The organism is Riemerella columbina, from assembly GCF_030517065.1.
GTDB lineage: Bacteria > Bacteroidota > Bacteroidia > Flavobacteriales > Weeksellaceae > Riemerella > Riemerella columbina_A.
The window spans coordinates 531,820-557,502 of sequence record NZ_CP103950.1; the positions used below are offsets into that span (position 1 = coordinate 531,820).

General features: G+C 38.1%; 30 protein-coding genes and 2 pseudogenes. 27 read left to right on the top strand and 5 right to left on the bottom strand.

Annotated features, from left to right (window positions below):
* Positions 1 to 29 precede the first annotated feature (29 nt).
* Positions 30 to 488, top strand: coding sequence for a FixH family protein (locus NYR17_RS02515; protein ID WP_302506181.1), 459 nt, complete (start codon positions 30 to 32; stop codon positions 486 to 488).
* Complete coding sequence (locus NYR17_RS02520; protein ID WP_302506182.1) at positions 479 to 1,222, top strand: sulfite exporter TauE/SafE family protein; 744 nt, start codon at positions 479 to 481, stop codon at positions 1,220 to 1,222. Before NYR17_RS02515 ends, NYR17_RS02520 begins: the two co-directional genes overlap by 10 nt.
* Position 1,223: 1 nt before the next feature.
* Here the strand turns inward: NYR17_RS02520 and NYR17_RS02525 are convergent, their stop codons facing one another.
* The 3 genes from NYR17_RS02525 to tilS form a co-directional block, all read right to left on the bottom strand.
* Positions 1,224 to 1,979 (bottom strand): alpha/beta fold hydrolase, encoded by a 756-nt coding sequence (locus NYR17_RS02525; protein ID WP_302506183.1) that lies wholly within the window; start codon positions 1,977 to 1,979, stop codon positions 1,224 to 1,226.
* Between the two features lie 128 nt (positions 1,980 to 2,107).
* A complete protein-coding gene (locus NYR17_RS02530; protein WP_302506185.1) occupies positions 2,108 to 4,192 on the bottom strand; it encodes a protein-disulfide reductase DsbD family protein in 2,085 nt (694 codons plus the stop codon).
* A 6-nt stretch (positions 4,193 to 4,198) separates the two neighbouring features.
* Positions 4,199 to 5,494, bottom strand: a complete 1,296-nt coding sequence (gene tilS / locus NYR17_RS02535; protein WP_302506186.1) for a tRNA lysidine(34) synthetase TilS — start codon at positions 5,492 to 5,494, stop codon at positions 4,199 to 4,201.
* A 172-nt stretch (positions 5,495 to 5,666) separates the two neighbouring features.
* Between tilS and NYR17_RS02540 the strand changes: the two genes are divergently transcribed.
* From NYR17_RS02540 to NYR17_RS02560, 5 genes are all read left to right on the top strand, one after another.
* On the top strand, positions 5,667 to 6,503 hold the full coding sequence (locus tag NYR17_RS02540) for an OmpA family protein (protein ID WP_302506189.1): 837 nt from the start codon (positions 5,667 to 5,669) through the stop codon (positions 6,501 to 6,503).
* Between the two features lie 104 nt (positions 6,504 to 6,607).
* Positions 6,608 to 7,255: an O-methyltransferase gene (locus tag NYR17_RS02545; protein WP_302506190.1), complete on the top strand. Its 648-nt coding sequence runs from the start codon at positions 6,608 to 6,610 to the stop codon at positions 7,253 to 7,255.
* A gap of 3 nt (positions 7,256 to 7,258) precedes the next feature.
* Positions 7,259 to 7,978, top strand: coding sequence for a C40 family peptidase (locus NYR17_RS02550; RefSeq protein WP_302506191.1), 720 nt, complete (start codon positions 7,259 to 7,261; stop codon positions 7,976 to 7,978).
* Positions 7,978 to 8,361: a DUF1648 domain-containing protein gene (locus tag NYR17_RS02555; RefSeq protein ID WP_302506192.1), complete on the top strand. Its 384-nt coding sequence runs from the start codon at positions 7,978 to 7,980 to the stop codon at positions 8,359 to 8,361. Before NYR17_RS02550 ends, NYR17_RS02555 begins: the two co-directional genes overlap by 1 nt.
* A gap of 78 nt (positions 8,362 to 8,439) precedes the next feature.
* Positions 8,440 to 9,675: a 3-deoxy-D-manno-octulosonic acid transferase gene (locus tag NYR17_RS02560; RefSeq protein ID WP_302506193.1), complete on the top strand. Its 1,236-nt coding sequence runs from the start codon at positions 8,440 to 8,442 to the stop codon at positions 9,673 to 9,675.
* 9 nt (positions 9,676 to 9,684) lie between these two features.
* Here NYR17_RS02560 and mgtE read toward each other — a convergent pair whose 3' ends face one another.
* Together mgtE and NYR17_RS02570 are read right to left on the bottom strand one after the other, a co-directional pair.
* Entirely contained in the window at positions 9,685 to 11,007 is a 1,323-nt protein-coding gene (gene mgtE, locus NYR17_RS02565) for a magnesium transporter (RefSeq protein WP_302506194.1), read from the bottom strand.
* Positions 11,008 to 11,019: 12 nt separating this feature from the next.
* Complete coding sequence (locus NYR17_RS02570; RefSeq protein WP_302506195.1) at positions 11,020 to 11,502, bottom strand: Lrp/AsnC family transcriptional regulator; 483 nt, start codon at positions 11,500 to 11,502, stop codon at positions 11,020 to 11,022.
* A 144-nt stretch (positions 11,503 to 11,646) separates the two neighbouring features.
* On the opposite strand from NYR17_RS02570, the gene NYR17_RS02575 reads away from it, so the two are divergent.
* From NYR17_RS02575 to NYR17_RS02670, 20 genes and pseudogenes are all read left to right on the top strand, one after another.
* Positions 11,647 to 12,216 carry a YceI family protein gene (locus NYR17_RS02575; protein WP_302506196.1) on the top strand — a complete coding sequence of 190 codons (570 nt, stop codon included), beginning with the start codon at positions 11,647 to 11,649 and terminating at the stop codon, positions 12,214 to 12,216.
* A gap of 106 nt (positions 12,217 to 12,322) precedes the next feature.
* A complete protein-coding gene (locus NYR17_RS02580) occupies positions 12,323 to 13,501 on the top strand; it encodes an acetyl-CoA C-acyltransferase (RefSeq protein WP_302506198.1) in 1,179 nt (392 codons plus the stop codon).
* 114 nt (positions 13,502 to 13,615) lie between these two features.
* Positions 13,616 to 15,094 (top strand): MFS transporter, encoded by a 1,479-nt coding sequence (locus NYR17_RS02585; RefSeq protein WP_302506199.1) that lies wholly within the window; start codon positions 13,616 to 13,618, stop codon positions 15,092 to 15,094.
* Positions 15,095 to 15,494: 400 nt separating this feature from the next.
* Positions 15,495 to 15,914: a tetratricopeptide repeat protein gene (locus NYR17_RS02590; protein ID WP_302506200.1), complete on the top strand. Its 420-nt coding sequence runs from the start codon at positions 15,495 to 15,497 to the stop codon at positions 15,912 to 15,914.
* 33 nt (positions 15,915 to 15,947) lie between these two features.
* Positions 15,948 to 16,364: a hypothetical protein gene (locus tag NYR17_RS02595; protein ID WP_302506201.1), complete on the top strand. Its 417-nt coding sequence runs from the start codon at positions 15,948 to 15,950 to the stop codon at positions 16,362 to 16,364.
* Between the two features lie 24 nt (positions 16,365 to 16,388).
* On the top strand, positions 16,389 to 16,793 hold the full coding sequence (gene arsC, locus NYR17_RS02600; protein WP_047977621.1) for an arsenate reductase (glutaredoxin): 405 nt from the start codon (positions 16,389 to 16,391) through the stop codon (positions 16,791 to 16,793).
* A 3-nt stretch (positions 16,794 to 16,796) separates the two neighbouring features.
* Positions 16,797 to 17,798, top strand: a complete 1,002-nt coding sequence (gene arsB, locus NYR17_RS02605; protein ID WP_302506204.1) for an ACR3 family arsenite efflux transporter — start codon at positions 16,797 to 16,799, stop codon at positions 17,796 to 17,798.
* 28 nt (positions 17,799 to 17,826) lie between these two features.
* Positions 17,827 to 18,054 (top strand): hypothetical protein, encoded by a 228-nt coding sequence (locus NYR17_RS02610; RefSeq protein WP_302506206.1) that lies wholly within the window; start codon positions 17,827 to 17,829, stop codon positions 18,052 to 18,054.
* 87 nt (positions 18,055 to 18,141) lie between these two features.
* Entirely contained in the window at positions 18,142 to 18,426 is a 285-nt protein-coding gene (locus NYR17_RS02615; protein WP_302506207.1) for a hypothetical protein, read from the top strand.
* 182 nt (positions 18,427 to 18,608) lie between these two features.
* Complete coding sequence (locus tag NYR17_RS02620; RefSeq protein ID WP_302506208.1) at positions 18,609 to 19,061, top strand: hypothetical protein; 453 nt, start codon at positions 18,609 to 18,611, stop codon at positions 19,059 to 19,061.
* A 272-nt stretch (positions 19,062 to 19,333) separates the two neighbouring features.
* Positions 19,334 to 19,690, top strand: coding sequence for a hypothetical protein (locus tag NYR17_RS02625; protein ID WP_153827956.1), 357 nt, complete (start codon positions 19,334 to 19,336; stop codon positions 19,688 to 19,690).
* A gap of 80 nt (positions 19,691 to 19,770) precedes the next feature.
* Positions 19,771 to 20,202, top strand: coding sequence for an SMI1/KNR4 family protein (locus NYR17_RS02630; protein ID WP_302506209.1), 432 nt, complete (start codon positions 19,771 to 19,773; stop codon positions 20,200 to 20,202).
* 69 nt (positions 20,203 to 20,271) lie between these two features.
* Positions 20,272 to 20,736 (top strand): Imm50 family immunity protein, encoded by a 465-nt coding sequence (locus tag NYR17_RS02635; RefSeq protein ID WP_302506210.1) that lies wholly within the window; start codon positions 20,272 to 20,274, stop codon positions 20,734 to 20,736.
* Between the two features lie 84 nt (positions 20,737 to 20,820).
* Positions 20,821 to 20,931, top strand: a complete 111-nt coding sequence (locus tag NYR17_RS02640; RefSeq protein ID WP_302506211.1) for an RHS repeat-associated core domain-containing protein — start codon at positions 20,821 to 20,823, stop codon at positions 20,929 to 20,931.
* Positions 20,932 to 21,078: 147 nt separating this feature from the next.
* A complete protein-coding gene (locus tag NYR17_RS02645; protein ID WP_367997962.1) occupies positions 21,079 to 21,405 on the top strand; it encodes a hypothetical protein in 327 nt (108 codons plus the stop codon).
* Between the two features lie 65 nt (positions 21,406 to 21,470).
* Complete coding sequence (locus NYR17_RS02650; protein ID WP_302506217.1) at positions 21,471 to 22,124, top strand: hypothetical protein; 654 nt, start codon at positions 21,471 to 21,473, stop codon at positions 22,122 to 22,124.
* Positions 22,125 to 22,341: 217 nt separating this feature from the next.
* Positions 22,342 to 22,941, top strand: a complete 600-nt coding sequence (locus NYR17_RS02655) for a GNAT family N-acetyltransferase (RefSeq protein WP_302506219.1) — start codon at positions 22,342 to 22,344, stop codon at positions 22,939 to 22,941.
* Between the two features lie 161 nt (positions 22,942 to 23,102).
* Positions 23,103 to 23,706 (top strand): annotated as a pseudogene (locus tag NYR17_RS02660) (transposase).
* Positions 23,707 to 23,933: 227 nt separating this feature from the next.
* A complete protein-coding gene (locus NYR17_RS02665) occupies positions 23,934 to 24,434 on the top strand; it encodes a GNAT family N-acetyltransferase (protein ID WP_302506221.1) in 501 nt (166 codons plus the stop codon).
* 173 nt (positions 24,435 to 24,607) lie between these two features.
* Positions 24,608 to 25,652, top strand: a pseudogene (locus NYR17_RS02670) (transposase).
* The last annotated feature ends 31 nt before the right edge of the window (positions 25,653 to 25,683 follow it).

Below are 25,683 nucleotides of genomic sequence, written 5' to 3' on the forward strand. Positions count from 1 at the left end.
TTGAAGCGTATTTTTAACCAAATCATCGTATGAAAAATTTTAAATTCACTTGGGGACACGGCGTTGTAGTGGCTTTGGCATCGTTTATTTTGTTTATATTATATCTCATTTTTGTGTTCTCGCATGGACAACAAAACTCGGAGTTGGTTTCTGATAACTATTACGAAGACGAGTTGGCTTATCAAACCGTAATAGACGCTAAAAATAACGCCGCAACTTTACAAGAAATTCCACAATACGAGGCACTGCCAGAGGGCGTAAAAATCACATTTCCAAAAGACATCAATAACCAGAACTCTAAGATGAAATTTATCCTCTACCGCATAGAAGATCAGAGGTTAGATGTTAAAAAAGACATCACTTTAGATGCTCATAATGCCTTTATTATCCCTAATAAAGTTTTGGTAAAAGGCGGCTATATCCTTAAACTGATGTGGACTAAAGAGGGCAAAGACTACCAAGTAGACTACGATTTGGAATGGAAATAACACTCGTTTTAGCGGCATTAACTTTAGGATTTACCACAGGATTTCACTGTATAGGGATGTGCGGTCCCATTGCGCTGTCATTAGGCTTGTCTAAAAGCCAACAGCTGCATTTTCATTTACAAAATACCACTTACCAACTGGGGCGGATCTTCACTTATGCTATTTTGGGCGGTATTTTAGGCTTGGTAGGCGAGGGCTTTCAGCTGGCAGGTTTCCAAAGTGGGCTCACCATTATAGCGGGGGTATTATTGCTGATGATGGCATTTTTCTCTTTTAACTCTGGCGATTTTGCACAACGCATTCCGTGGCTTACGGCATTACTTTTAAAAGTGAAAATCAACTTAGGGAAATTACTCTCAAAAACCGATTATTCTTCTCGTTTTCTTACAGGGATGCTCAATGGGCTTCTGCCTTGTGGAATGGTTTATATGGCGCTCACCGCTTCTTTATCTGCAGGTGGTGTGTGGCAAGGCGCGTGGTTTATGGTGTTATTTGGTTTGGGCACTTTTCCTTTTATGTTCGCAACAGTTTGGCTGGGCAGTATGCTCAATATGGCAGTGAGAAATAAAATCCTCAAAGCCGTTCCTTTTATGATGTTTGTTTTAGGTAGTCTCCTGATTCTTAGGGGAATGGAGGTTGGAATTCCCTACATTTCACCGAAAAAAGAAGCATTGCAAATCCATCAAACCACACCTGCTCATCACCAGCACAAGGCTGCACCGAGTTGCCATTGATTTATAGCAACTCTTCATTCAGAATGGCGGCACAAATTTGAGGCTTTTCCCAATGCCCATTATGACCACAATCTAAAACATAAGATTTCACCGAAGCCCTTTGTGGAAGCTCTTTTAGCGTTTGTTCTGTTTTTACGGCTTGGTCATATTGCCCAGCAATAAGGATAATTTTAGCCTCCAATTGTTCTAAAATAGCGCATGTATTTTCTCGCTCTATCATTCCTTTTACCGCAGCAAGAGCCCCTTCTGGCGAAGTATTGAGGGCAATTTGTGTGGCTATTTCTATTTTATCTTGAAGTTGAACCTTCTCACTCGGATTGAATAGTGCAGGCATCCCAGCATTCACATAGGCTTTAAAATTTTCTAAAATAATTCTAAAACTTTTCCGTCTTTGCTCCTTTTTCTCCTCATCATCAGGGAGGAAAGTAGAGAAAAATAAGGTCAAACTTTTTAGGCTTTCAGGGTATTTTTCTGCAAAGGCTAAACTCACATAACCGCCCATAGAATGCCCCAAGAGATGAAATTGAGAAATCCCTAAACTATCGGTACATTTTTTAACTTCTTCCGCCATAAAAGCCATCGTATTAGTGCTGTGGTATAGCGGTGACTGTCCGTGACCTGGCAAATCTATTTTTACAATTTTAAACGCTTCGGAAAGATAATCTTCCATAAAATCCCAAATTTTTGTACTTTCCATAAAACCGTGGAGAAGGACTAAAACCTGACTGCCGTTGCCAACTATTTCGTGATGTAACATTTTAATAATCAATTAAATGATGAATGGTTTTCGTTAAAATTAAATCGTGCCAAACCTCTCCAAAATGGCGGTTTGATAAAAAAGAAAAGAGCCTATTCCTCTTTGGCAGGCAGGCTCTTTTTTAATATTTAAGGTTGATTTTTAAACCAACGGATGCCGCAATCTAAAAATTGTTTAAAATCTTCTTTCGGCATATAGCCAGAGACAGGGCGGTTGATCACCTTGCCCTCGGGCGTTACCAGCACATAGTGCGGCTGCGAGTTATTGTTAAAATTAACCTGTTGAAACAAACTCCAGCGGTCGCCGATGGTTTTGATTTTTTTCTTTTGTCCGCCGCCCATATCTATTTTAGTTTGTTCTTTTTCAGGGAGTTCCTCTTTGTCATCCACATAGAGCGAAGCTAAAATCACTTCGTTCTGAAGAAGAGGCAGAATATCGGGCTCGCTCCATACAAACTCTTCCATTTTTCTACAGTTTTCACAGCCATAACCTGTAAAGTCAATCAGCACAGGTTTATGTTCCTTTTGCGCCAAAGCTATGGCATCAAAATAATTATGCTGCGGATGCATTCCTAAAATGCCGTCTTCCTCTTGGTGGAAATAACTCACATTGATAGGTGGCAAAATTCCGCTGAGGAGCTGTAATTTAGGGCGTTCTGATGGGAATAGCCCTTGGATAAGATAAATAACAAAACCGATGCCCAAGACGCCTAAAATTTTTCTTGTAGTGGAGATTCTAGGGTTTTTATCATCGTGTGGAAATCTTATTTTTCCAAATAAATAAAGTACTAAGCCTATCGCAATTAAAATCCAAAGTCCTACAAAAAGTTCTCTTTTGAGGAGGAAAGTTTTGGATACTAAATCCGCTTTGGATAAAAATTTAAGCGCTAATGCGAGTTCGATAAAGCCTAAAACCACTTTTACAGTGTTCATCCAACCGCCTGATTTTGGCAAAGATTGTAAGGCTTGAGGGAATAAAGCCAATGCGCCAAAAACAATCGCCCAAGCCAAGCCAAAGCCAGCCAAAGCGAAGGTGAGCAACATCGGTACATCGTTAGAGCCAGAAACGGCGCTCCCCAACAAGCTCCCTAAAATAGGACCTGTACAAGAGAATGAAACAATCACCAAAGTGAGTGCCATAAAGAAAATACCAATATATCCGCCGGCATCTTCGGCTTTGGAAGATTTATTGGCAATCCAGCTCGGCAGGGTAATATCATAATAACCGAAAAAACTAAGCGCAAAAAATAGGAATATCGCAAAAAAGGCTAAGTTGAGCCATACATTCGTGGAAATATCGTTGAAAATATTACCAGAAATTCCATCAATAATATGAAAAGGCACACTCAACAGCACAAATATGGCTAAAATAAAGAAACCATAAATTAGAGCATCTCTTTTGCCTTTGGCTTTGTTGGCGCTCCCTTTGGTAAAGAATGAAACCGTAAGCGGAATCATCGGAAATACGCACGGCGTAAGCAATGCGATCAGCCCACCAATAAAACCTAAAACTAAAATCCACCAGTGGTTAGAACTTTCCGCTTCGGTGGTAATGCCACAATCTGTTAACGGATTTTTAGGGTCTAAAGTGCTGATTTTTAAACCTTCTTGCAATGCGGGAGCCGTGGCTTCGGGAGAAACTGGTGCCATAACTTCTGATGAAATAGTATCGGTTTCTTTTGTGGTTGGCGTGGCTTCTTCTGGTGTTTCAGCGGTGGTGGCTTCTGGCGTTTGCGTGGTTTCTGTCGCTGCATTTTGAGGCTTTACAATTTGCTCAAATTCTAAGGTATTTGGTGCAAGGCAAATTCTATCGTTACAGGTTTGATAAGTGATTTCCGCCGCTACATCAGAGGCTTTGGAGGTATCTTTAAGTTTAAATTTTTGCTTAAAAGCCACGGTGTTAGAGTAATAGACAATTCTGGCGCCAAAAGCTTCTGAGAATTCATCGTGCTTTTTGCCGACTTCCACCACTTGCCCCACAGGCTGAATATTATCGCCTGAAATTTTCATTTCCGTAGGGATGCCGCTATCTTCTGGTAAATCTTTGGAATAAATATGCCAATCTTTTTCAAGAGTAGCGGTGAGAATGGCTTCGTATTGTTGATTTCCTAAATCATTAACGGTGAATTTAAACTTAACGGGGTCTTTAATTTGTGCAAAAATACTCACACTCAGCAAAGTCCATATTAAGACTAAAAAAGACTTAATTTTCATACTGTTTTACTTATAAAAAATTCTAATGTTCTGTTTATCATTGCTTTCATAAGCCCATCTGCCATCTTGCCGAAAGGGAATCACGCCCAATATGCGGTCTTCGGCATCGCAGAGAAGCCATATTTTTGATTTTGCTAAAATAGACAATTTTTCGTCTTTAAAAAACTTGGATAGCTTTTTTTTGCCCTTCATCCCTTTGGGGTAGAAGAAATCTCCCTCTTTTTTTTGCCTCAATTTTAATGGCAATGAGAGGGCTTGTGCATCAAAAAACCAGTCTAAATTTATTGGTTCGGGGAGCGTGATGTAGTCGCTAAGCCGAATGTGTTGCGCCGCCGTAACCTCCAAAATAATTTCATCATTTTCGGCGGATAGGGCATTTTTGCTGGTGATGAGCAACTCATTTCTATTCACAATAATGATGTGAGAGTCAGAAATAAAGCGTTTCCCTGTCTCAGCATTGAAAAATTTGGCGTACTCTTTTCTATCGCGGAAACCCCAAGCACTAAGGATTTGATATTGTAGAAATTCCGAAGTTTCGGTGAAAGCAGCTCGGTTGAGGATCCGCACGGTCTCGGTTTGTTTTAAAGTCAGTTGTTCTAATAAGACCGCCACCTGGCTTTGGATAAAATCCTGAGTTTCACCAAGGAGATGGAGACTTTTGTTAAAATTTTGAAGAAATTGCGTGTTGGTTTTGAGTAATTGAGGCGTAATTTCGTTTCGGATAAAATTCCTGAGGTAGTCGTTTTTTTGGTTAGAAATATCCTCACGATAAGGAATTTGATGCTGTGTGGCATATTCGTAAATTTCTGATTTACAGAAATCTAAAAGCGGTCTAATGATGTGGTGTTCATCGTTAGGAATACCGGCTAAACCTTTGATGCCGCTGCCTCGCGATAGGTTGATGAGGAAAGTTTCCAGCTGATCGTTCAGATGATGCGCCGTGCAGAGGTAGTCCAGTTGGCGCGCTGCCATGGTCTCTCTAAAAAAACGATACCGCAGCGTCCTTGCCCATACTTGGATAGAGCCATCAGGCTTTTGGTCGCGTTCGGTAACGGTGTAAAGATGAAACGGAATTTGGTTTTCAGAGCAAAATTTTGCAACCAGTTGTTCATCATCAATAGAATCTTGCCCCCTCAAATGATAGTTGATATGCGCCACTTCAATATCAAAATTGAATTTCTTAAAAAGGTAAAGAAGACACATAGAATCCACGCCGCCGCTCACCGCCACTAAAAACCGAGCCACCTCTGGCTGTGGCATCACGGCTTTTATATTCCTCAAAAAAATATCCTCCAAAAGCATTGGTACAAAGATAAGGTTTTTTGGAAAAACGGATGTGCAAGCCTCCTTTTTTAGTACCTTTCATCTCATAATCTCCCCTAAAATTGTTAATCTTCGTTAAAATTAAAAGGTGGTTTCAGATATTTTGTTATCTTTGTTTGTCTTAAAGAATAATAATTTAAAACTGATTTAAATGAAATTGACCAAGATTTTCGCCATAGGAGCAATGGCTTTAACGATGGCTTCGTGTGTCAGCCAGAAGCAATATGATGCACTCAACCTTAACTATAAAAACTGTTTAGAGGGTGCTGCAGAACGCCAGCGGGAGATTCAGGATTTGAAAGCCGCCAATGCAGGACTTTCCAGCCAAAATGACCTCCTCAACAAACAAAATGAAGCGCTAAAATCTTCCTTAGATGCGTGCCTTTCTAATAGTGGTAAATCTTCTGCCAATATTGATAAATTGGTGGGCGAGATTAACGCTTCTAATGCTTACATCAAGCAACTGATTTCCACCAATGCCAGAAACGACAGCTTAAACTTGGCACTTTCTAATAAATTAAAACGCTCATTGGATAATGTTGCCGATCAAGATGTACAAGTGAAGGTGCTCAAAGGCGTGGTGATGATTTCTTTGTCTGATAAAATGCTTTATAAATCAGGAGATTACAATGTATTACCAGCTGCCCAAGAGGTGTTAGGAAAAGTAGCCAAAGTCATCAATGATTACGATAAATATTCAGTATTGATAGAAGGAAACACGGATAATGTGCCGCTTAACTCTTCTAACTTGCCGAAGGACAATTGGGATTTATCAGCGCTTAGAGCCACGGCGGTTGCTAAGATTTTACAAACGCAGTTTGGCGTAGATCCATCCAGAATTACCGCAGGTGGGCGCAGCGAGTACAATCCTAAAACCACCAATATGAGCGTGTCTGGGCGTGCTGAAAACCGTAGAACGGAAATCATTATTATGCCGAAATTAGACGAGTTTATGAAGTTGATGGACATCGCTCCAGTTAAAAAATAAATTACTGATTACAATCATAGAAAACCTCGCAGGGCTCGCCTTATTGCGGGGTTTTTTAGTTGAAAAAAATGCCTTATATTTGTTACTTTCAAACCCCATAATTTATGAGTTTTTTTGAAGAGCAATGTCCCGAAATGGATAGATATTTAGAGCGCCACGCCTCCCAAGAACCCGATATTCTAAGGCGATTAAGGCGAGAGACTTACCAAAAAACCACGCAACCCCATATGATTTCGGGCTATCAGCAAGGGCGGTTGCTCAGCATCATTTCAAAAATTTTAATGCCGCAGTCTATTTTAGAAATAGGAACTTTTACAGGTTACGCTACGCTTTGCTTAGCCGAAGGTTTGGCTCCCACAGGGCGATTGGTTACTTTGGACATCAACGAAGATTTAGCCTATCTGCCTCAAAAATATTTTAACGAAAGCCCTTATCAGCATCAGATAGAGTTCAGGTTAGAAAACGCGATGGACTACCTCTCCAAAACGGAAACGGTTTATGATTTGGTTTTTATAGATGCGGATAAAGAAAACTACACCAATTATTATACTTTGGTAAAGCCGCTATTGCACTCTGGTGGCGTGTTGATGTTTGATAATGTCCTTTGGTATGGCAAGGTTTTAGAAGAGCAACCGAAGCAAAAATCAACGCAAAACATCAAAAAACTCAACGAAATGTTGGCTCAAGATCGTGATTTTGAAAATCTAATCTTACCTTTGCGAGATGGTTTAAATTTAGCCCGAAAAAAATAAATAATGGATAAAGTAATAGCACAAGTTTCGGTGGTGCCTGTGCGTGCCGAGCCTTCTGATAAAGCCGAAATAGTTACCCAAATGCTCTACGGAGAATCGGCGGAAATTATAGAAATGCACGGCAATTGGCGAAAAATTAAAATGCATATAGATGGCTATGAGGGCTGGGTAGATGTGAAACAACTGCGCCCACTTTCGGAAGAGGCTTTTCTGCAGCGGAAAACGCAACCATTGCAGCAGCCATTTAAGGTCTGTGCATTAGAAAACGGACAGCAGATGCTCCTTTCTATGGGCTCAGAGCTGCAGGTAGATGATGCCATTTCTGTGGAGAGCAACAACCTCCGAAGCCAGATAGCCACGGTGGCAGAGCAGTTTCTCAATGTGCCTTATCTGTGGGGGGGGCGTAGTTTTTTTGGAATAGATTGCAGTGGTTTTATCCAAGTGGTTTATAAGGTGCACGGCATCAATCTCCCTCGCGATGCCTATCAGCAAGCGGAAGAAGGTCGGGTTTTGGATTTTATAGAGGAATCGCAGGCGGGAGATTTGGCATTTTTTGAAAATGAAGAAGGTAAAATTACCCATGTGGGATTGATGTTAGACCAGCAAAAAATTATCCATGCCCACGGTAAAGTTAGGATTGATGCGCTGGATTCTATCGGAATTTTCAATCAAGAGCAAAACAAACATACGCATAAACTCAGATTTATCAAATCGATATTATAATGATGATAATATTAACGATTTTAGATATTCTCAATATCGCTATTTTAACCTATTTGGTCATAGCATCTATTAAGGTTTATCCACGGTTACCAAAGAAAATTCCAACTCATTTTGGGATAGACTTGGAGCCTGATGCGTGGGGCTCTAAGGCGATGATTTTCTTACCCCCAATATTGGCAGTGGTGACTTATTTGTTGAATCATGTATTGTTTAAGGATCCAAGTTCCGCCAATTATATCGTGCCGATTACCCCAGAAAATGAAGCGATACAATACTGCCTCGCAGAGATGATGCACCGATTTTTACTGTTGACTCTCTTTGGTTTGTTTTATGTGATTTTCAAAATGATGTCTGTAAATCATTACCAAAAATATAAAAAATGAGCAGTGCTATTCATTGTTTTGCTTATGGTAATTCCATTGGTCTATATGGCTATTTCTTATTTTTATAAATAATTGATTTTGAAGTTTTTGTACTCTGTTTTTGTTCAGTTGCTTGCCTTGGGATTTTATATAGGGCGGTTTTTTAATGCTAAATTACGCCAAGGTTGGGTAGGCAGACAGCAAAGTCTTTCCATTGTGAAAACCGCCTTTCAGCCTAATGACCGTGTGATTTGGATGCACGCCGCCAGCTTAGGCGAGTATGAGCAAGGCTTACCCGTATTAGAGGCGATGAAACAGCGGTTTCCCAACCATAAAATTTTGGTCACTTTTTTCTCGCCATCAGGATATGAACAGATGGCAAAGAAAAAAACGATAGCGGATGCCTTGTGCTATTTGCCAATAGACCAAAAAAAGAAGATGAAAACCTTTGTAGAAGCCTTCCATACCGATATTTTTTTCACGGTAAAGTATGATTATTGGTATCATCTTTTGGAGATTTTACATCATAAAAAAGTCAAAATATTCGTTGTTTCGGCGTTGTTTTATCCTTCGCAGGTGTTTTTTAAGCCTTATGGTCAGTGGATGGTGCAAGCCTTAAAACGCTATGTAGATTGGTTTTTTCATCAAACGGAGGTTTCTAAAAATTTAGCCGAAAGTTTGGGCTTGGCGCAATCTTCGGTGTCAGGAGATACGCGTTTTGATCGGGTGAAAGCCATCAAAGTCCAAGCTTCTTCAGTGCCTTATATTACGGAATTTAAAGGGAATTTGCCATTGGTGGTGTTCGGTAGTGCTTGGGAAACAGAAGAAAGCATCGCCCAAACGATTGCGGGTTCTACAAAAGCGAAAATCATCATAGCGCCACACGACTTGAGCCATATTTCATCGTTGAAAAAGCGATTTCCAGAGGCATTATTGTATTCGGAAATAGAGCAAGATCGTGATAAAATAAAATCAGAATCAGTGTTGATGATAGACAGTATTGGCTGGCTTTCGCGTTTGTATGCCTATGCTGATATTGCGGTGGTGGGCGGTGGTTTCCATTCGGCGGGGTTGCATAATATTTTGGAGGCGGCGGTCTATGGTGTTCCTGTTTTATTTGGGAACCATTATCAAAAAAATCCAGAGGCAGATGCGCTGATTGCGGCAGGCGGCGGACAGTCATTTGCTGATGAACAGCTGTGTGCCGCATTCATTTTATCATTGCTCCAAAATCCCCAGAAAATGAAAACTATGGGACAAAATGCCGAGGTTTGGATGCGCCAAGCTCCAAGTGCCACGCAGGTGGTGATGGCGAAAGTTCAGCAATGGTTTTAGCACATTTTTTTAAAGCAATTTCCCACTTAGGAATATGGCGGCAACGGAGAAATAAATTACCAAACCAGTAACATCAACCAAGGTGGCAACAAATGGTGCCGATGCCGTGGCAGGGTCTAAGCCTAATTTTCTCAATAAAAACGGAATTAGCGAGCCCGAAAGCGTTCCCCAAAGCACAATGAACACCAATGATAAGGAGACCGCCATTGCCACTGAAACCCAATAAACGCCATAATCATAGATGCCTGTTTTCTGCCAAATGACAATCCTCAAAAAGCCGATGCTCCCCAAAATAACGCCGAGCAAGAGCCCAGAGAAAATCTCCTTGCGCATTACATACCACCAATCTTTGAGTTTTAGTTCTTGGAGCGCCATCGCACGGATAATCAGCGAGGCGGCTTGAGAGCCTGAGTTTCCGCCACTGGAAATAATTAGCGGTACAAAAAGCGCCAGCACCACGGCTTTTTCTATCTCATCATCAAAGTAGCCCATAGCGGAGGCGGTAAGCATTTCGCCTAAAAAAAGGATGATCAGCCAGCCAGCGCGTTTTTTCACCAGAGTGAGCCACGGCGTTTGGGTATAAGACAAATCTAACCCCTCTACACCACCAAATTTCTGAATGTCCTCAGTGTCTCGCGCTTGTATTTTATCGATAATATCATCAAAGGTCACAATGCCCACCAGCGTGCCATTTGCGGTAGTGATGGGCAGTGAGGAGCGGTCGTACTTTTCAAAAATATGAAAACTGTCTTCTATGGAAGTGGTGGTCGCTATGCTCACAAAAACGCCATCCATCAACTCAGAAAGTTGAGTGCTATAATCCGCCATTAGGAGTTGCCCAATCTTTAAATCATCAATGAGTTTGTGCTGATGGTCTACTACATAAATATAGGTAAGCGTTTCGGCATTTTTACCATAGATTTTAATGTAATCCAGCACCTGTTGCACTGTCCAGTCGGCTTTGGCTTGCACATATTGCGGGGTCATCAGCCGAGCGATGCAGTCTTTATCATAACCGATGAGGTTGAGGGCGGTTTCCTTCTCTTTATCGTTGAGGAGGTTCACAGAATGCTTGATTAGGCGGTCTGGAAAGCTCTCCAAAATGGCGGTTCTATCATCGGGGTCTAAGTTATTCAGCACCTCGGCAAAGTCTTCATCCCCTAAGGATTTCACGATGTCTTGCTGCGTGGCGGCATCAAAATAAGGGAAAACATCAGATTTTAACTCGCCAGAGAGCATCAGGAAAGAGAGGTTTCGGCTTTTGGTATCTAAGGCGGAGAGTTGCTCGGCGATGTCTGCGGGGTGTTGGTCTTGGAGGGGAATGGCGTTCATAAAATAAGGGCGTTATAAGATTTTAGAAAACTGTTTTGCGTTGACCAAGTGTTGGTTTTCTGTGATGTAATTGATGGAGAAACTACTTTTTACCGTAGCGATGATGCCTAATTTTGAGATTTTCCTCAGAATAAATTCTTCGTAATGCTGCATATCTTTGAGGAGGAGTTTGAGCATCACATCATAATCCCCGATGGTAAAGGTAGCTTCTAAAACTTCATCAAATTGGAGTATTTTTTCTTTAAACTCTTCAAAGATGTCCTCGCCGTGTTTTACCAGTTTTATTTGGAGATATGCCACCATAGTATAGCCTATTTTATCGAGATTTAACAAGACCGTAGAGCCTGCAATAAGCCCTGATTTCTTCATTTTCTTGATTCTATCGTGCACGGGCGTTACGGATAAATTCACTTTGGCAGCGATTTCCTTTACGCTTTGGCTACTATCTTGGATGAGTTCTTTTAATATGGCGATATCTATGGCGTCTGTTTTCATTATTTGGATTTAAGAGCGGAATTGTCGCTGCAAAATTAGTGAAAACTATAGATTAAACACCATTCTATTTTTTATTGACCTATGTTAATGCGTAAGTATGGCGGTAAAGTTTATCTTTGCAACCGTAATTTAAAAATCAAAACAATGAAAAAATTAGCATTATTATTCGTATTGATGGGCGGTTTGGTGTTCGCTCAAACTAAAAATCTAAAAGTGACCCAGTCAGAAATCAATTGGTGGGGCTACAAAGTGGCTAAAACAGAGGCTTCCTCTCACTATGGTACTTTAAATTTAAAAAACGGTACCGTTATACTCAAAAATAACCAATTGGCAGGCGGAACTTTCGTGCTGGATATGACTTCTATCAACGCTACAGACCTTTCTGGCGAGTATCAAGCGAAACTCAACGGACACCTTAAAAACGGAGATTTTTTTGAGGTAGAAAAATATCCTACAGGATTATTTAAAATCACCCATTTGAAGAAAACCAGCCAAAATGGCAATTATACCATCATAGGGCAATTGACTTTAAAAGGAAAAACCAACCAAGTGAGCTTCCCAGCGCAGGTTAAAGTGACTGATGGAGTATTAACTTTGGTATCAGAAAAATTCTCTATCGATAGACAGAAGTGGGGCATCGCTTACCAATCTACAATGAAAGATGTGGTGATTAAAGATGATATAGACTTGCAAGTGAGCCTTACAGCTAAATAATCCACGCTATGGTGATCAAAAAAAATACACTCCGAAAAGTGTATTTTTTTTTGTATTTTGGCAAAGTGAAATTTAAAGTAAATAACAAGCATTAAAACCGATAAAAATGAAAGAAGTATTTATAGTATCTGCAGTAAGAACCCCAATGGGGAGTTTTTTAGGAAGTTTAGCCAGCGTGCCAGCTACCGCTTTGGGCGCTACAGCCATTAAGGGCGCATTAGAAAAAATCAACTTAGAGCCAAGCCTCGTAGATGAGGTTTATATGGGCAATGTGCTCCAAGCGGGCGAGGGGCAAGCACCAGCGAGACAGGCGGCATTAGGCGCGGGACTTTCCAAAGATACGCCGTGCACCACCATCAACAAAGTTTGCGCATCGGGGATGAAAGCTGTGATGATGGCAGCCCAAGCCATTAAAAGTGGAGATGCTGAGATTGTAGTGGCAGGAGGAATGGAGAATATGAGCTCTGTACCGCACTACTACCACGCGCGCCAAGCGGTAAAGTTAGGCGATGTTAAAATGTTAGATGGTATGGTTTTAGACGGCTTGACCGATGTTTATAATAAAGTCCATATGGGCGTGTGTGCAGAAAAATGTGCCACCGAATACCATTTTTCCAGAGAAGATCAAGACCAATTTGCGATAGAGTCCTATAAAAGGGCAGCCCAAGCGTGGCAAGAGGGCAAATTTAAAGAAGAAGTGGTGCCTGTAGCCATTCCGCAGAGAAAAGGCGAGCCTAAAATTATGACAGAAGATGAGGAATACACCAATGTTAATTTTGATAGAATTCCTACGCTGCCAACGGTATTCCAACGAGAAAACGGCACGGTAACGGCAGCCAATGCTTCTACGCTTAACGATGGCGCCTCTGCCTTAATCCTGATGTCTAAAGAAAAAATGGAAGCTTTGGGGCTTAAACCATTAGCGAAGATTTTAGGCTATGCCGATGCTGCACAAGAGCCAGAATGGTTTACTACAGCGCCAGCCAAAGCTTTGCCGAAAGCCTTAGCCAAAGCGGGAATCAGCCAAGATGAGGTAGATTTCTTTGAATTTAACGAGGCTTTTTCTGTGGTAGGCTTAGCGAATAATAAAATCTTAGGTTTAGACCCTGCCAAAGTGAATGTGAACGGTGGTGCAGTTGCATTGGGGCATCCTCTGGGCAGCTCTGGCTCTCGGATTTTGGTGACCTTGATCAATGTTTTAGCGCAGAACCAAGGCAAAATAGGAGCGGCAGCCATCTGTAACGGTGGTGGAGGCGCCTCTGCCGTGGTTATCGAGCGTGTTTAACTTTTGATAAAAATCTAACAGAGAAAAAACTTAGAAACCATTAAGGGCTGATCAAAAAAAGCGACTAAGTTCTTAATGGTTTTTTTATATTTGTGCGTTTAAAAATAGGTCACTATGGCAACAACCACCGAAAATAAAAAAAATCTCAATATTAAAAACAATCCGAAAGTGATGCGGGCTTGGGCGGTTTACGACTGGGCAAACTCGGTTTATTCATTGGTGATTACCTCCACCATTTTCCCGATTTATTACAGCATCATCACCACGGTTTATGAGAAAAACGAGTATGTAAGCCAGACCAAAGATTGGATAAAAGTGCCCGTGAGGCATAGCATTTCCATCTTTGGCGATACTTATCATCCAGATGCCATTTATGGCTATTCCCTCACCGTTTCGTTTATTATTGTGGTGTTGCTATCGCCTATTTTGTCCTCTTTGGCAGATACGATAGGCAATAAAAAGTCGTTTTTACAATTTTTCTGTTATTTAGGCGCTACTTCTTGTATGGGCTTGGCGCTCTTTACGAATATGAATACGGTGTTTTTAGGCTTGCTATTTAGCATTACCGCCAGTGTTGGTTTTTGGGGGAGCTTGGTGTTTTACAATTCCTTTTTGCCAGATATTGCCACGCCAGACCGCCAAGATGCGCTCTCTGCCAGAGGTTATGTGTATGGTTATATCGGTTCGGTGATTTTGGTGGTAATTTGTTTGGTGCTGATCCAAGTGCTTGCAGAAACGCCTAAACAAGCGCTGTTGATGACAAGGCTTAGCTTCTTGCTCACGGGAGCTTGGTGGTTCGGATTTTCATATTATACCTTTAAACATCTGCCTACTTTTGGTTTGGTTAAAGATCAATTGCCGAAGGATTTGGTGCTTCTAAACATTCAAAATGTGTTTAAAAGCCATAAAAATAATGGCGGTTTCTGGGTAGTACTGAGGGAGAATTTACTTTTTTATAAAGAGATTATTAAAGAGAGTTTTAGGGAACTTTACAAAGTAGGAGCTAAGCTCTTCCATACGCCTAATTTAAAGTATTTCTTAACGAGTTTCTTCTTTTATAGCGTGGGGATGCAGACTATTTTCCTTATGGCGACTTTATTCGGGAAGAGCGAAATTAACTTAGCCCAAGATAAACTCATATTAACCCTATTGGTCATTCAGATAGAAGCGATTGTGGGGGCAGTGTTTTTCTCAAAATTATCCAAACGAATTGGCAATAAAAATGTGATTTCCATAGCGGTCGGTTTATGGATTGTGGCTTGTCTTTCGGCGTATTTTCTCAATAAAGAGAACTCGAATGTGGAGTATCAGTTTTATGGCATTGCTGGGATTATTGGCTTGGTGATGGGCGGATTGCAGGCGATGTCCCGCTCTACTTACTCCAAATTATTGCCCGAAGATGGTATGGAGAACACCACTTATTTCAGCTTTTATGATGTTTTAGAAAAGTTGGCTATTATTTTGGGGACTTTCATTTTCGCCACGCTGATAGAGCATTTTAATAATATGCGCTATGCAGCGTTCTCTATGGTTATATTCTTTGCCTTGGGCTTATTCTTTATCCGATTTTTAAAGGAAAAGAAGGCGGAGTAGTGGGGTTCTGCTTTGCACAAATGAAAGTTTAGATACCTAAAAAATACTGAAATACAACAACTTAAAAATAAAGAGCATTTTAGAAAAGAATATTTTTTAAATTTTTTACGCCCCAAACGCCCATTTTTTGAAAAAAAAGTTGTAAAATTGTGGTTTGTTTAAACTTCGCACACACCTAAATTATGAAAATTTTTTGGATTTGCTGGGTACTCTTCTTTTTTATAGATGCTGTAAGCTGGTGGAACTCTGTTGGTCGTTAATATGGAGCTAGATCCCTTGAAGTCAGAAATTGGATGAAAAATTCAGATAATTATTATCTTGAATATTATTCAATTAATCGTTCCTAAGGTGCAAAAATTCAAGAAACCTATTTACCCTCATTAAGATAAGGATACAGCATATGCTAGTTGAACAAACTGTAAATGAATATATAAAAAAAATTGAAAACGCCAATTTGTTAGAAAACACAGACATAGATAAATCTTTATCTATTTATTTAGATTTATGGAATACTTTACCCAATCCAAAAAACAAACAACCAAGACAATTATCCAACTGGCTAATTGATTGTATTTTTGGTGTTTATTTTGATAAAAAGGATTATGTAAAAGCAAAGGAATGGGCTATTGAGGCTCTCAATAATGATACAGCTGAAACTGGTGCTTATGAGTATTTCCAGATGGGTCGAGTTTGTTATGAACTTAAAGAATATGATGAAGCCATGAAATATTTCTCTATCGCTTATGAGCGAGGAAAAAAACGAGCTTTTAAAGAGTTTGATAAAAAATACTGGGAATTTTATTCCAAAAACAAAAAATAAATTTCGTTAATAATTGGAGTAAAAATGGCTATAATGACCACTGAAGAAGTTAAAATTTTTGTATCAAAACTGCAAGAAATAGGAAATATTGAAAATTCCAAAGACCGATTACAACATTTCATTCAATCTTGGGAACAATTACCAGAACCCAAATTTAATCAACCTGAACAACTTGCAGAATTAATTATATATTGCATATTTGAAGAGCTGATGGATTTGGCTGATTATAGAAAAGCTAAATTATGGGCAGAAAAAGGAATGCTTACAGGTAGAGCTCAAAGCCCCTATTCTTCATATGAGTATATTCAAATGGGTCGAGTTTGTTATGAACTTAAAGAATATGATGAAGCCATGAAATATTTTTCCATTGCTTATGAGCGAGGAAAAAAACGAGCTTTCCAAGAATTTGATAAAAAATACTGGGAATTTTATTCCAAAAACAAAAAATAAATTTCGTTAATAATTGAAGTAACTATGAACATTACCATTTATCACAACCCAAACTGCGGTACTTCACGCAATGTGCTGGCACTCATCCGCCACGCTGGTATTGAGCCACAAGTGATTGAATATTTGAAAAATCCGCCAAGTGAAACGACTTTGCGTAATTTAATCAAACGCATGGGCATCACGCCCCGCCAGTTACTTAGGACGAATGTAGTGCCGTATGAAACGCTTGGTTTGCAAAACGAAAAGTTAAGCGATGACGAACTCATTTCCGCCATGCTTCGTGAACCGATTTTAATCAATCGTCCGATTGTGGTGAGCGAAAAAGGCGTGAAATTATGCCGTCCGTCCGAAACAGTTTTGGCATTTTTACCGCCTTTTGCGATCCCGTTTGTCAAAGAAGACGGCGAAATTATTAATCATAAGGAGTAAATCATGGGGTTGTTTGAACGTTTTTTAAGCCTTTGGGTGGCGTTGGCGATTATGCTGGGCGTGGTTTTGGGTGTTTGGTTTCCCAATGTATTTCAATGGGTTGCATCTTTGGAAGTGGCTCATGTGAATTTGCCTGTGGCGATACTGATTTGGCTGATGATTTACCCGATGATGATTCAGATTGATTGGTCGGCAATCAAAGACGTGGGCAAAAAACCAAAGGGCTTGTTTTTAACCTTGTTTATCAACTGGTTGGTCAAGCCGTTTACGATGGCGGTGTTCGGCTGGTTGTTTTTTCGGGTGTTTTTTGCAGGTTGGGTGGACGCACAGTCGGCACAAGAATACATTGCCGGCATGATTTTGCTGGGCGTGGCACCGTGCACGGCAATGGTGTTTGTGTGGTCGCAACTGGTCAAAGGCGACCCCAATTACACTTTGGTGCAGGTTTCGGTCAATGATTTGATTATGATTGTGGCGTATGCTCCGATTGCAGGCGTATTGCTCGGCGTAAGCGACATAGAAATTCCGTGGAATACCTTGATTTTAAGCACGATTTTGTATGTGCTGTTGCCCTTGCTGGCTGGGTGGTTTACCCGCTCTTATTTACAAAAATCGGGTAAATCGGTGGCACAATTTTCAGGCAGCCTGAAACCTTTTTCTATTATGGGTTTGATTTTGACGGTGGTGTTGCTATTCGCCTTTCAAGCCCAAACCATTATTGCCAATCCCTTGATTATTTTGCTGATTGCCATTCCCTTGCTGGCACAGACTTACGGCATTTTTGCCTTGGCTCACGTTTTGGCAAAATGGCTCAAATTACCACACGAAATTTCCGCCCCTGCGTGCTTGATTGGCACGAGTAATTTTTTTGAATTAGCGGTGGCGGTGGCAATTTCTTTGTTTGGTTTGCACTCGGGGGCGGCATTGGCAACGGTGGTCGGTGTGCTGGTGGAAGTGCCTGTGGTGCTCTCGCTAGTGTGGTGGCTTAATCGGCAGGTAAAATAACGATGTGCCGTCTGAAACTTATTTTCAAATGGAACGCTATATAGAAGCTAAAGAATGGGCTTTAGAAGGCTTAAATAATGATACTGCCCAGTATGATTCTTATGAGTATATTCAAATGGGGCGAGTTTGTTATGAACTTAAAGAATATGATGAAGCCATGAAATATTTCTCTATCGCTTATGAGCAAGGAAAAAAACGAGCTTTCCAAGAATTTGATAAAAAATACTGGGAATTTTATTCCAAAAACAAAAAATAACTTTCGTTAATAATTGGAGTAAAAATGGATATAATGACCACTGAAGAAGTTAAAATTTTTGTATCAAAAAAATAAATAGGAGAGGTTATGCAAAAATGGTTATTTAATGATGACCCAAATGTGGCAGTTATTACAACAAAAAATATATTATCAAGAAAAATGGATATTACTCGCGTTTTTCATGATAGTGATGATGAAATGTGGCAATTCTTAGATTCATCAGAAGATATTACAGAAAATGATGTCGTTATTGTTGGACTAAAAGAGATCGTAGATCTTGATAAAACGATTAATGAACTTCACACTTTACCTTTAGGATGGAGTGCCTATAGAGATGATAAGAATTCAAATTGGATTACATACAAATACTAGCCACTAGGACAAGAATGGAACAGACATTGGGATAATTGGCTTAGAAAAAATGAAAATAGATTACAAAAAATAGGAAAGGAAAGAGCAGGAAAAATGATAGAAAAACATTTAGATAAGATAGCTAAAAAATCTGGAATTAATGATTATAATTCTTCAATTATAAAAAAATGCGGAGGTTAAACATGGTAATTCATAGTATTGAAGAAATATCTAATGGGAGATTAAATAAATTTTCTAAACCTGATGAAATATATGATTTCTTTAATGGAAAAGAATTATCTAGTGATTTTATTTTTACAAATTATAATGAGTATTATCAATATAAAGAATTAATGGGTAATTATTCAAATAGATTTTTTGTTTTTGCCACTACAGGCCAAGGTGATTTATGGCTATTTGATAAAGAAAATCAAGAAATTTATTATTATAACCATGATGCTGAAAATGTATCCTTTTCTAATTTCATAAATCTTGATTTTGACATATATAAATGGTTAATAGTCGCTGATCTTTTTAAGCAAATTGATAATTTATCCGAAAGTGATGCTTTAACAGAAAAAGATCAAGCAACTTTTAAAGCTATGATCAAAAAAATAGCTCCCAAATTATTAGAAATTTTTGATTTAGGCATATAAAACAAACCATTGATAGCAATATTGTAGACAGGTAAAATTTATGAATTTGACATTCCAAAACCTGGAGGAGGAAAGCGAAGAATTCAAATTGGATTACATGTAATGATGAACAATAGTCATATATGAAAAATAAACCACGTATAAATTGTTCAAAAGTAGCAAAAGAGTTAGGAATAAATATAAAATGAAACATGATTTAACTTTATTTGATTTAAAAGTATTCTTAAATGCGAACAAAAGTGAATGGTTGGAAATTTTAAAAAGGATAACAAATGAAATTCAAAAATATAGAACAAGCAATTATCGCATTTAAAAAAAATGCGGAACTACATGGGAAAGCAACTCTAACAGGAGAATATAAGGTTGTTAATAAAAGTTATAAAGAAATACAAAAGGCAAAAGAGTTTCTTCTTTCAGAAAATAAATTAGATGATTTACAATGCTTATTAAATGATAGCTCTAGCTCTGTTATAAGTTGGGCTGCAAGTTATTTATTGTTTAGTGAAAAGTATTCTGAACTTAGCCAAAAAAAACTTGAAGATATAGGTTCTGGTTCTGGAATTCTAGCATCAGATGCAAGACAAATACTAGAAGAGTGGAAACTAGGTAATTTAAGCTTAGAAAATTAAGAAAGCGGCTTAGCGTATAGCCGATTTCGATATTATAATCCAAAAGCAAAAGAAGAATTAGTAAAAAGAGGAGAAGTCTTATGAATTTAGAAACAATTGCTAGATTAGAAAAATATTTTAATAAAAATCAGAATTTAAAAGGTACACCTGTTAAAGAAGCCGATATTATTTCTGCTCAAAATAACTTAGGGATAAAATTTAATTCAGATTACATATATTTTCTAGAAAAATATGGCGGTTCAAGTGCTGGAATTGATATTTATTCAATATCTTCTACAACAAACTCTAGCGTTGTAGGCAATGAAAATGTTGTAGATCAGACGATTTACTTATGGAATGAATATTCTCAGCATAACAACTTCCTCAAAAACCTATATGCCATTTCTGATGATGGTTCAGGAAACCCTATTTTAATGCATCCAAATGGAGAAATTTTTATTTTCTATCATGATAATTTCACTATTGAAAAACTTTATAGTAATCTTGAAGAGTTATTTCAACAATCTTTATAAATTACTAACCGTTTTAAGTATTATGACCCTGAAGTGGGAACTATATTTCGAGTGATCCGATTACAGGTGATGGATATAGGAACAAAAGTTTTCTTGGAATTTCAGAATATTATAATTATTGAGAATAGAAATATGAAATGGTTTGAAAAAGCAATAGGTAAAGAAAAAATAATTCATATGTTTAATGGAAACATTGATGTAAATGAAATCTACTTACACAAAATTTTATGTTATGACTATACATTAACAATATTATTCCATATTTTAAATATCCCACCAGTGTTCCCAAACAAATGGAATGATAAAGACTTTAATGCAATAAGTATGCAATTAAGCTTTTCGGATGTGAGCTGTATTAATATATATGGAAATAATTTATTTAATAAAATGGGAACATTGAACATTAATGTTGATGAAAATGTAGTAAAAATGAGTCTTAAAGGTGATGAGATAAACATAATATGTGAATCTAATTTTTACTTCATTGACAATATAACTCCAGAATTCATTAATATTGAAGAAAGTATAAATTAAAAAACAAGTACATAGGTTGGATTATGTTGCCCAATATTAGCTCTTTTAAAATTACATAATCTAACTACGCCGTTTGACCCACAAATGTTATTCGCAGGGCAATATTACGATGAGGAAAGTGGGCTGGCGTATAATCGTTTTCGGTATTATGATCCTGAAGTGGAAATTATATTTCGAGTGAGTGGGTTGGGTTGAATGGAGGTAAAAGACATTAAGAAGTTGCCGTTTTCTAAAAATGTCAAAGATTTTAAAAAATAAAATTGCTGTTTTAAAGAGAAGATTGTTAGTAAAAGAAGTGGTATTATATGCAGAGAAAAAAAATAACATCGCTAAAAAAATAACATCGTCCACCCCAATGCAACCCACAAAAACAGCCTATCAGTAGAGAAAAGCCCAACTGTAAAGGGTAAAAATAGAATTGCAATGGGGGGAAACCCAACTGTAAAGGGTAAAAATAGAATTGCAATGGGGGGAAACCCAACTGTAAAGGGTAAAAATAGAATTGTAATAGGGGGAAACCCAACTGCAACAGGGAAAAATAGAATTGTAACGGGGGAAAACCCAATTGTAAAGGGTAAAAACGCAACTGCAACAGGGAAAAATAGAATTGCAATGGGGGAAAACCCAACTGCAACAGGGAAAACCCTAAAAGCAATAAGAAAGTTTTAATAAATCTGTGGCTGGTGTGATAAAAATCAGTATATTTACACAATCAATTATAAAAATCTAATCTTATGAAAAAGTACTTTTCCAACCAACAGACCCTGCAAGACTACGGCATTCTCTTTGAAAACCTTAGTACCCAAGCCGAATTAAAAACCCAACTCGCAGAATACGGTTATGACGATACCGAAGTGCAAAAAGGCAAAACCCTCTACAACAAAGCGAAAGAAGTCTATCAGGAAAACATTAAAGAAGGGCAGGAGGAGACCACCGCCTACGCACAGTTTACCGCCGCCTTAGAGCAGCTCCTCAACACCTACAAAACCGACCGCAAAAAGGCAAAAATCATCTACAAAGACCAGCCCGAAATCCTTAAAAACCTCCGCATTAAGGGGCAGAGCTCCCGCCAGATGGCAAACCTATTAGACGAGGTCAGCACCTTCTACCGCAGCCTGAAAGACGACAGCACTTTGCTAAGCCCACTCAATAGGCTGAAAGTGACAGAAGACAGCGTAAATGCCCAAATCACACAATTAGAAAAAACACAAAAAGCCTACGCCACCTACACCCAAGAGAAGGGCGAAAACCAAGATGCCACCAAGCGGAAAAACGCCGCCTTTGCCGATTTAGAAAAATGGGTAAAAGAGTTTTACAGCATTGCCAAAATCGCATTAGAAGACCGCCCGCAGTTGTTAGAGAGCGTCGCCAAATTTGTAAGAAGTTAAAAACTATTTAAAACCCATTTAAAAGACCTTTCATATCTTTGCAAAGGTCTTTTTTTAATAAAAACCCATTGGAGTAATAAAATAACTTATAGAAGTAAAAGATGAAACCTCCAATCATAGACATCCACTGTGATTTGCTAATTCACTTAACCAAAGAAATAGAGAACAACATCAGTCACCAAAATGTTACAAATTTTCTAATCAAACAATGGAAATAATGGATTTACAAAAAGAATTTCACTTAGAAAACTCAAGAGTATTGCTAAAACCTTTAGCTATAGAAGATACAAACAATCTAGCGAACATCGCCATTAACGAACCCGAATTATGGAATTACACCTTAAGCAGACTCAACACCATAGAAAAACTAACCGCATACATCGCAAAAGCCATAGCGGATAGAGAAAAGGGAATCTCTTATGCTTTCAGCGTTTATGACAAGCTAAGCCAGACTTATGCGGGATGCACAAGATTTTATGATATCAATTTTGTTCACAAAACATGTGATATAGGTTTCACTTGGTACGGCAAAGACTTTCAAGGAACTGGGCTCAACAAAAACTGCAAATATTTATTGTTAGAGTTCGCTTTTGAGGTATTGGAAATGGAAAGGATTCAATTTCGAGCCGACAAAGATAATATTAGAAGTATAAATGCTATTAAAAGCCTCGGTTGCACAGAAGAAGGTGTCCTTAGAAGTCATATGTATAAACCCGACGGAACCAGAAGAGATAGCATGATTCTGAGTATTTTAAAAAATGAGTGGAACTTTTGTGAGAAAGAGAAATTAAGAAATAAAATAGGAATGAGGAATTAATCTTCAATATTTTTTCTTGAAGGTCTAATAAGTACATAAATCTGAATTTGAGATATGAAAGTTTGGCAGTATCCCATAAACTGTGTAAGTTAAAAGAGGTTTTGAAAACTAGTTTTCAAAACCTCTTTTAACTTAATTTGCAATTTTAAATATGATTAGATATGATTGACAAAAATGAACTTTTAAACAGTAAGGAATTTTATAAGTCCTTCAAGAATGGAGAAGACCTAAACTCTTTCTTCAAAGAACTGCACAAGAAAGCCATAGAACATATGCTATCGGCAGAACTTGACGCTCATTTAAACAATGAAAAACACCATAAAACCAAAGATGGTAACTACCGCAACGGGTATGGTAAAAAAACTATAAAAACTTCCTTTGGAGAATGTGATTATTTCTTTATATGCCAAAGGGATGAGTGTATTGACCGATTTAAAGGCTCGGGGAGTGGAGGATATCCTCATTACCGCTACCGATAATTTAAATGGATTTACTCAGACCATTAGTTCGGTATTCCCACAGTCACAAACTCAAATATGCGTAGTGCACCAAATGCAAAGCATTCATGAACACCTATAAAATAATAAATATTGTGAACTAAAATACACCAAAAATAAGATGTCTTTCCCTACCGATGAGGCGGTTATGAAGTCAGTATATCTCTCTATAAGAGAAGCCACTAAGAAATGGTCGATGCCTATTAAGAATTGGGGGTTGGTTTTAAACCAATTTATGCTTATATTTGACCAAAGACTCAGACTCTAAAAACTTAAGTCTCTCTTTTTAACTTACACACTTTATGGGATAGTGTCTACTGAGGATTGATTTTTCAGTGGTCATCATTCATTTTTCATAACTTAATAATCTAAAATACATAAAACTATTTTCTATTTATTACTCTAACAATAAACAAATTGGCTGTTTGTTTGGATATAGGTGGTAATTGTGTATATTTGTGCGTTACCTGCAAGTTTATCCAAATAGTTTGTGATATGATAGAAATTCAAAAATTTAAGGAAGAAAATATTGAAAAATTAATCTCTTGGATTGATAATGCTGAAGATTTGATGCAATTTGCCGGTCCGAAATTCACTTTTCCTCTTACTAAATCACAAATTTTGGAATCGTTAGAGGATAAAAATAGATTTGCATTTACAGTAAAAAATAAAGACGATATAATTGGACACGCCGAAATTTATTTCACTAAAAACTCATTTGCTTTGGGACGAATTTTAATTGATAACGAAAATCGAGGAAAAGGCTATGGAAAATTATTAACCGAGAAACTATTGGATTTCGGCTTTCAAAAAACGGACATGGAATTTGCAGAACTAAATGTTTTCGATTGGAATAAGCCTGCCATAAAATCGTATGAAAAAGCTGGTTTCGTAATTAATCCTAATAAATCATTAAAAAGAACAATAAATGGCAAAAGTTGGACCGCACTTAACATGAGAATTTATAGAAAAGATTATAAGAAAACCCTCAGGTAACATGGTATATATTCAATTGTGGTTGGAATTTTCGGCACGAAAATTCCTGCTTTTAAATTGACATTTTTTTCGCTGGTAGCATCTCATAAACTGTGTAAGTTAAAAAGAGGTTTTGAAAACTAGTTTTCAAAACCTCTTTTTAACTTAATTTGCAATTTTAAATATGATTAGATATGATTGACAAAAATGAACTTTTAAACAGTAAGGAATTTTATAAGTCCTTCAAGAATGGAGAAGAGCTAAACTCATTCTTCAAAGAGCTGCACAAGAAAGCCATAGAGCATATGCTTTCGGCAGAGCTTGACGCTCATTTAGACAATGAAAAACACGAGAAAACCAAAGATGGGAACTACCGCAACGGGTATGGTAAAGAAACTATAAAAACTTCCTTTGGAGAAGATCAAATTCAAGTCCCTAGAGATAGAGAGGGAAGTTTTCAACCTATGCTAGTTCCTAAAAGGCGTAATATAGCCGAAGGCTTGGAAAATGTGATTATTTCTTTATATGCCAAAGGGATGAGCGTAAGTGATATTGAAGAACAAATCAGTGAGATTGATGATTTTCAAGTCTCTACTATTGACCGATTTAAAGGCTCGTGGAGTGGAGGATATCCTCATTACCGCCACCGATAATTTAAATGGATTTACTCAGACCATTAGTTCGGCATTCCCACAGTCACAAACTCAAATATGCGTAGTGCACCAAATGCGAAGCATTCGTGAATACCTTTGAAAAAAATAAAGACAAATGAACAAATTAGGAATGCTTGCAAATATGTGGTTTGGAAGGACAGAAAAGCCTTTACCCAAGATATGAAACTCATTTACACCGCCCCCAACCGAGAGGCTGCCAAGGCAGCTTTGGAGGGCTTTGCTAAAAAATGGGAGGGTAAATACGCTTATGCCGTAAAATCTTGGCGAGATAACTGGGACGAACTCACCGTATTTTTCGACTTTCCTTTAGAAATCCGAAAAATTATTTATACCACCAATTTAATTGAAAATCTGAACGGAAAAATCCGAAATGCAAAGCATTCATGAACACCTATAAAATAATAAATATTGTGAACTAAAATACACCAAAAATAAGATGTCTTTCCCTACCGATGAGGCGGTTATGAAGTCGGTATATCTCTCTATAAAAGAAGCCACTAAGAAATGGTCGATGCTGCCACTTGGTTATTTGAATAAAAGTTGTACCTTTGTCCCGCTTTTATGAAAAAAATATATTACATACTTATAATTTTTCT

Bases quoted from the DNA above. Each gene is read 5' to 3' on its own strand.
- NYR17_RS02515 (WP_302506181.1), top strand. From the start codon at position 30: ATGAAAAATTTTAAATTCACTTGGGGACACGGCGTTGTAGTGGCTTTG.
- NYR17_RS02520 (WP_302506182.1), top strand. From the start codon at position 479: ATGGAAATAACACTCGTTTTAGCGGCATTAACTTTAGGATTTACCACA.
- NYR17_RS02525 (WP_302506183.1), bottom strand. From the start codon at position 1,979: ATGTTACATCACGAAATAGTTGGCAACGGCAGTCAGGTTTTAGTCCTT.
- NYR17_RS02530 (WP_302506185.1), bottom strand. From the start codon at position 4,192: ATGAAAATTAAGTCTTTTTTAGTCTTAATATGGACTTTGCTGAGTGTG.
- tilS (WP_302506186.1), bottom strand. From the start codon at position 5,494: ATGCTTTTGGAGGATATTTTTTTGAGGAATATAAAAGCCGTGATGCCA.
- NYR17_RS02540 (WP_302506189.1), top strand. From the start codon at position 5,667: ATGAAATTGACCAAGATTTTCGCCATAGGAGCAATGGCTTTAACGATG.
- NYR17_RS02545 (WP_302506190.1), top strand. From the start codon at position 6,608: ATGAGTTTTTTTGAAGAGCAATGTCCCGAAATGGATAGATATTTAGAG.
- NYR17_RS02550 (WP_302506191.1), top strand. From the start codon at position 7,259: ATGGATAAAGTAATAGCACAAGTTTCGGTGGTGCCTGTGCGTGCCGAG.
- NYR17_RS02555 (WP_302506192.1), top strand. From the start codon at position 7,978: ATGATGATAATATTAACGATTTTAGATATTCTCAATATCGCTATTTTA.
- mgtE (WP_302506194.1), bottom strand. From the start codon at position 11,007: ATGAACGCCATTCCCCTCCAAGACCAACACCCCGCAGACATCGCCGAG.
- NYR17_RS02570 (WP_302506195.1), bottom strand. From the start codon at position 11,502: ATGAAAACAGACGCCATAGATATCGCCATATTAAAAGAACTCATCCAA.
- NYR17_RS02575 (WP_302506196.1), top strand. From the start codon at position 11,647: ATGAAAAAATTAGCATTATTATTCGTATTGATGGGCGGTTTGGTGTTC.
- NYR17_RS02580 (WP_302506198.1), top strand. From the start codon at position 12,323: ATGAAAGAAGTATTTATAGTATCTGCAGTAAGAACCCCAATGGGGAGT.
- NYR17_RS02585 (WP_302506199.1), top strand. From the start codon at position 13,616: ATGGCAACAACCACCGAAAATAAAAAAAATCTCAATATTAAAAACAAT.
- NYR17_RS02590 (WP_302506200.1), top strand. From the start codon at position 15,495: ATGCTAGTTGAACAAACTGTAAATGAATATATAAAAAAAATTGAAAAC.
- NYR17_RS02595 (WP_302506201.1), top strand. From the start codon at position 15,948: ATGACCACTGAAGAAGTTAAAATTTTTGTATCAAAACTGCAAGAAATA.
- arsC (WP_047977621.1), top strand. From the start codon at position 16,389: ATGAACATTACCATTTATCACAACCCAAACTGCGGTACTTCACGCAAT.
- arsB (WP_302506204.1), top strand. From the start codon at position 16,797: ATGGGGTTGTTTGAACGTTTTTTAAGCCTTTGGGTGGCGTTGGCGATT.
- NYR17_RS02610 (WP_302506206.1), top strand. From the start codon at position 17,827: ATGGAACGCTATATAGAAGCTAAAGAATGGGCTTTAGAAGGCTTAAAT.
- NYR17_RS02615 (WP_302506207.1), top strand. From the start codon at position 18,142: ATGCAAAAATGGTTATTTAATGATGACCCAAATGTGGCAGTTATTACA.
- NYR17_RS02620 (WP_302506208.1), top strand. From the start codon at position 18,609: ATGGTAATTCATAGTATTGAAGAAATATCTAATGGGAGATTAAATAAA.
- NYR17_RS02625 (WP_153827956.1), top strand. From the start codon at position 19,334: ATGAAATTCAAAAATATAGAACAAGCAATTATCGCATTTAAAAAAAAT.
- NYR17_RS02630 (WP_302506209.1), top strand. From the start codon at position 19,771: ATGAATTTAGAAACAATTGCTAGATTAGAAAAATATTTTAATAAAAAT.
- NYR17_RS02635 (WP_302506210.1), top strand. From the start codon at position 20,272: ATGGATATAGGAACAAAAGTTTTCTTGGAATTTCAGAATATTATAATT.
- NYR17_RS02640 (WP_302506211.1), top strand. From the start codon at position 20,821: ATGTTATTCGCAGGGCAATATTACGATGAGGAAAGTGGGCTGGCGTAT.
- NYR17_RS02650 (WP_302506217.1), top strand. From the start codon at position 21,471: ATGAAAAAGTACTTTTCCAACCAACAGACCCTGCAAGACTACGGCATT.
- NYR17_RS02655 (WP_302506219.1), top strand. From the start codon at position 22,342: ATGGATTTACAAAAAGAATTTCACTTAGAAAACTCAAGAGTATTGCTA.
- NYR17_RS02665 (WP_302506221.1), top strand. From the start codon at position 23,934: ATGATAGAAATTCAAAAATTTAAGGAAGAAAATATTGAAAAATTAATC.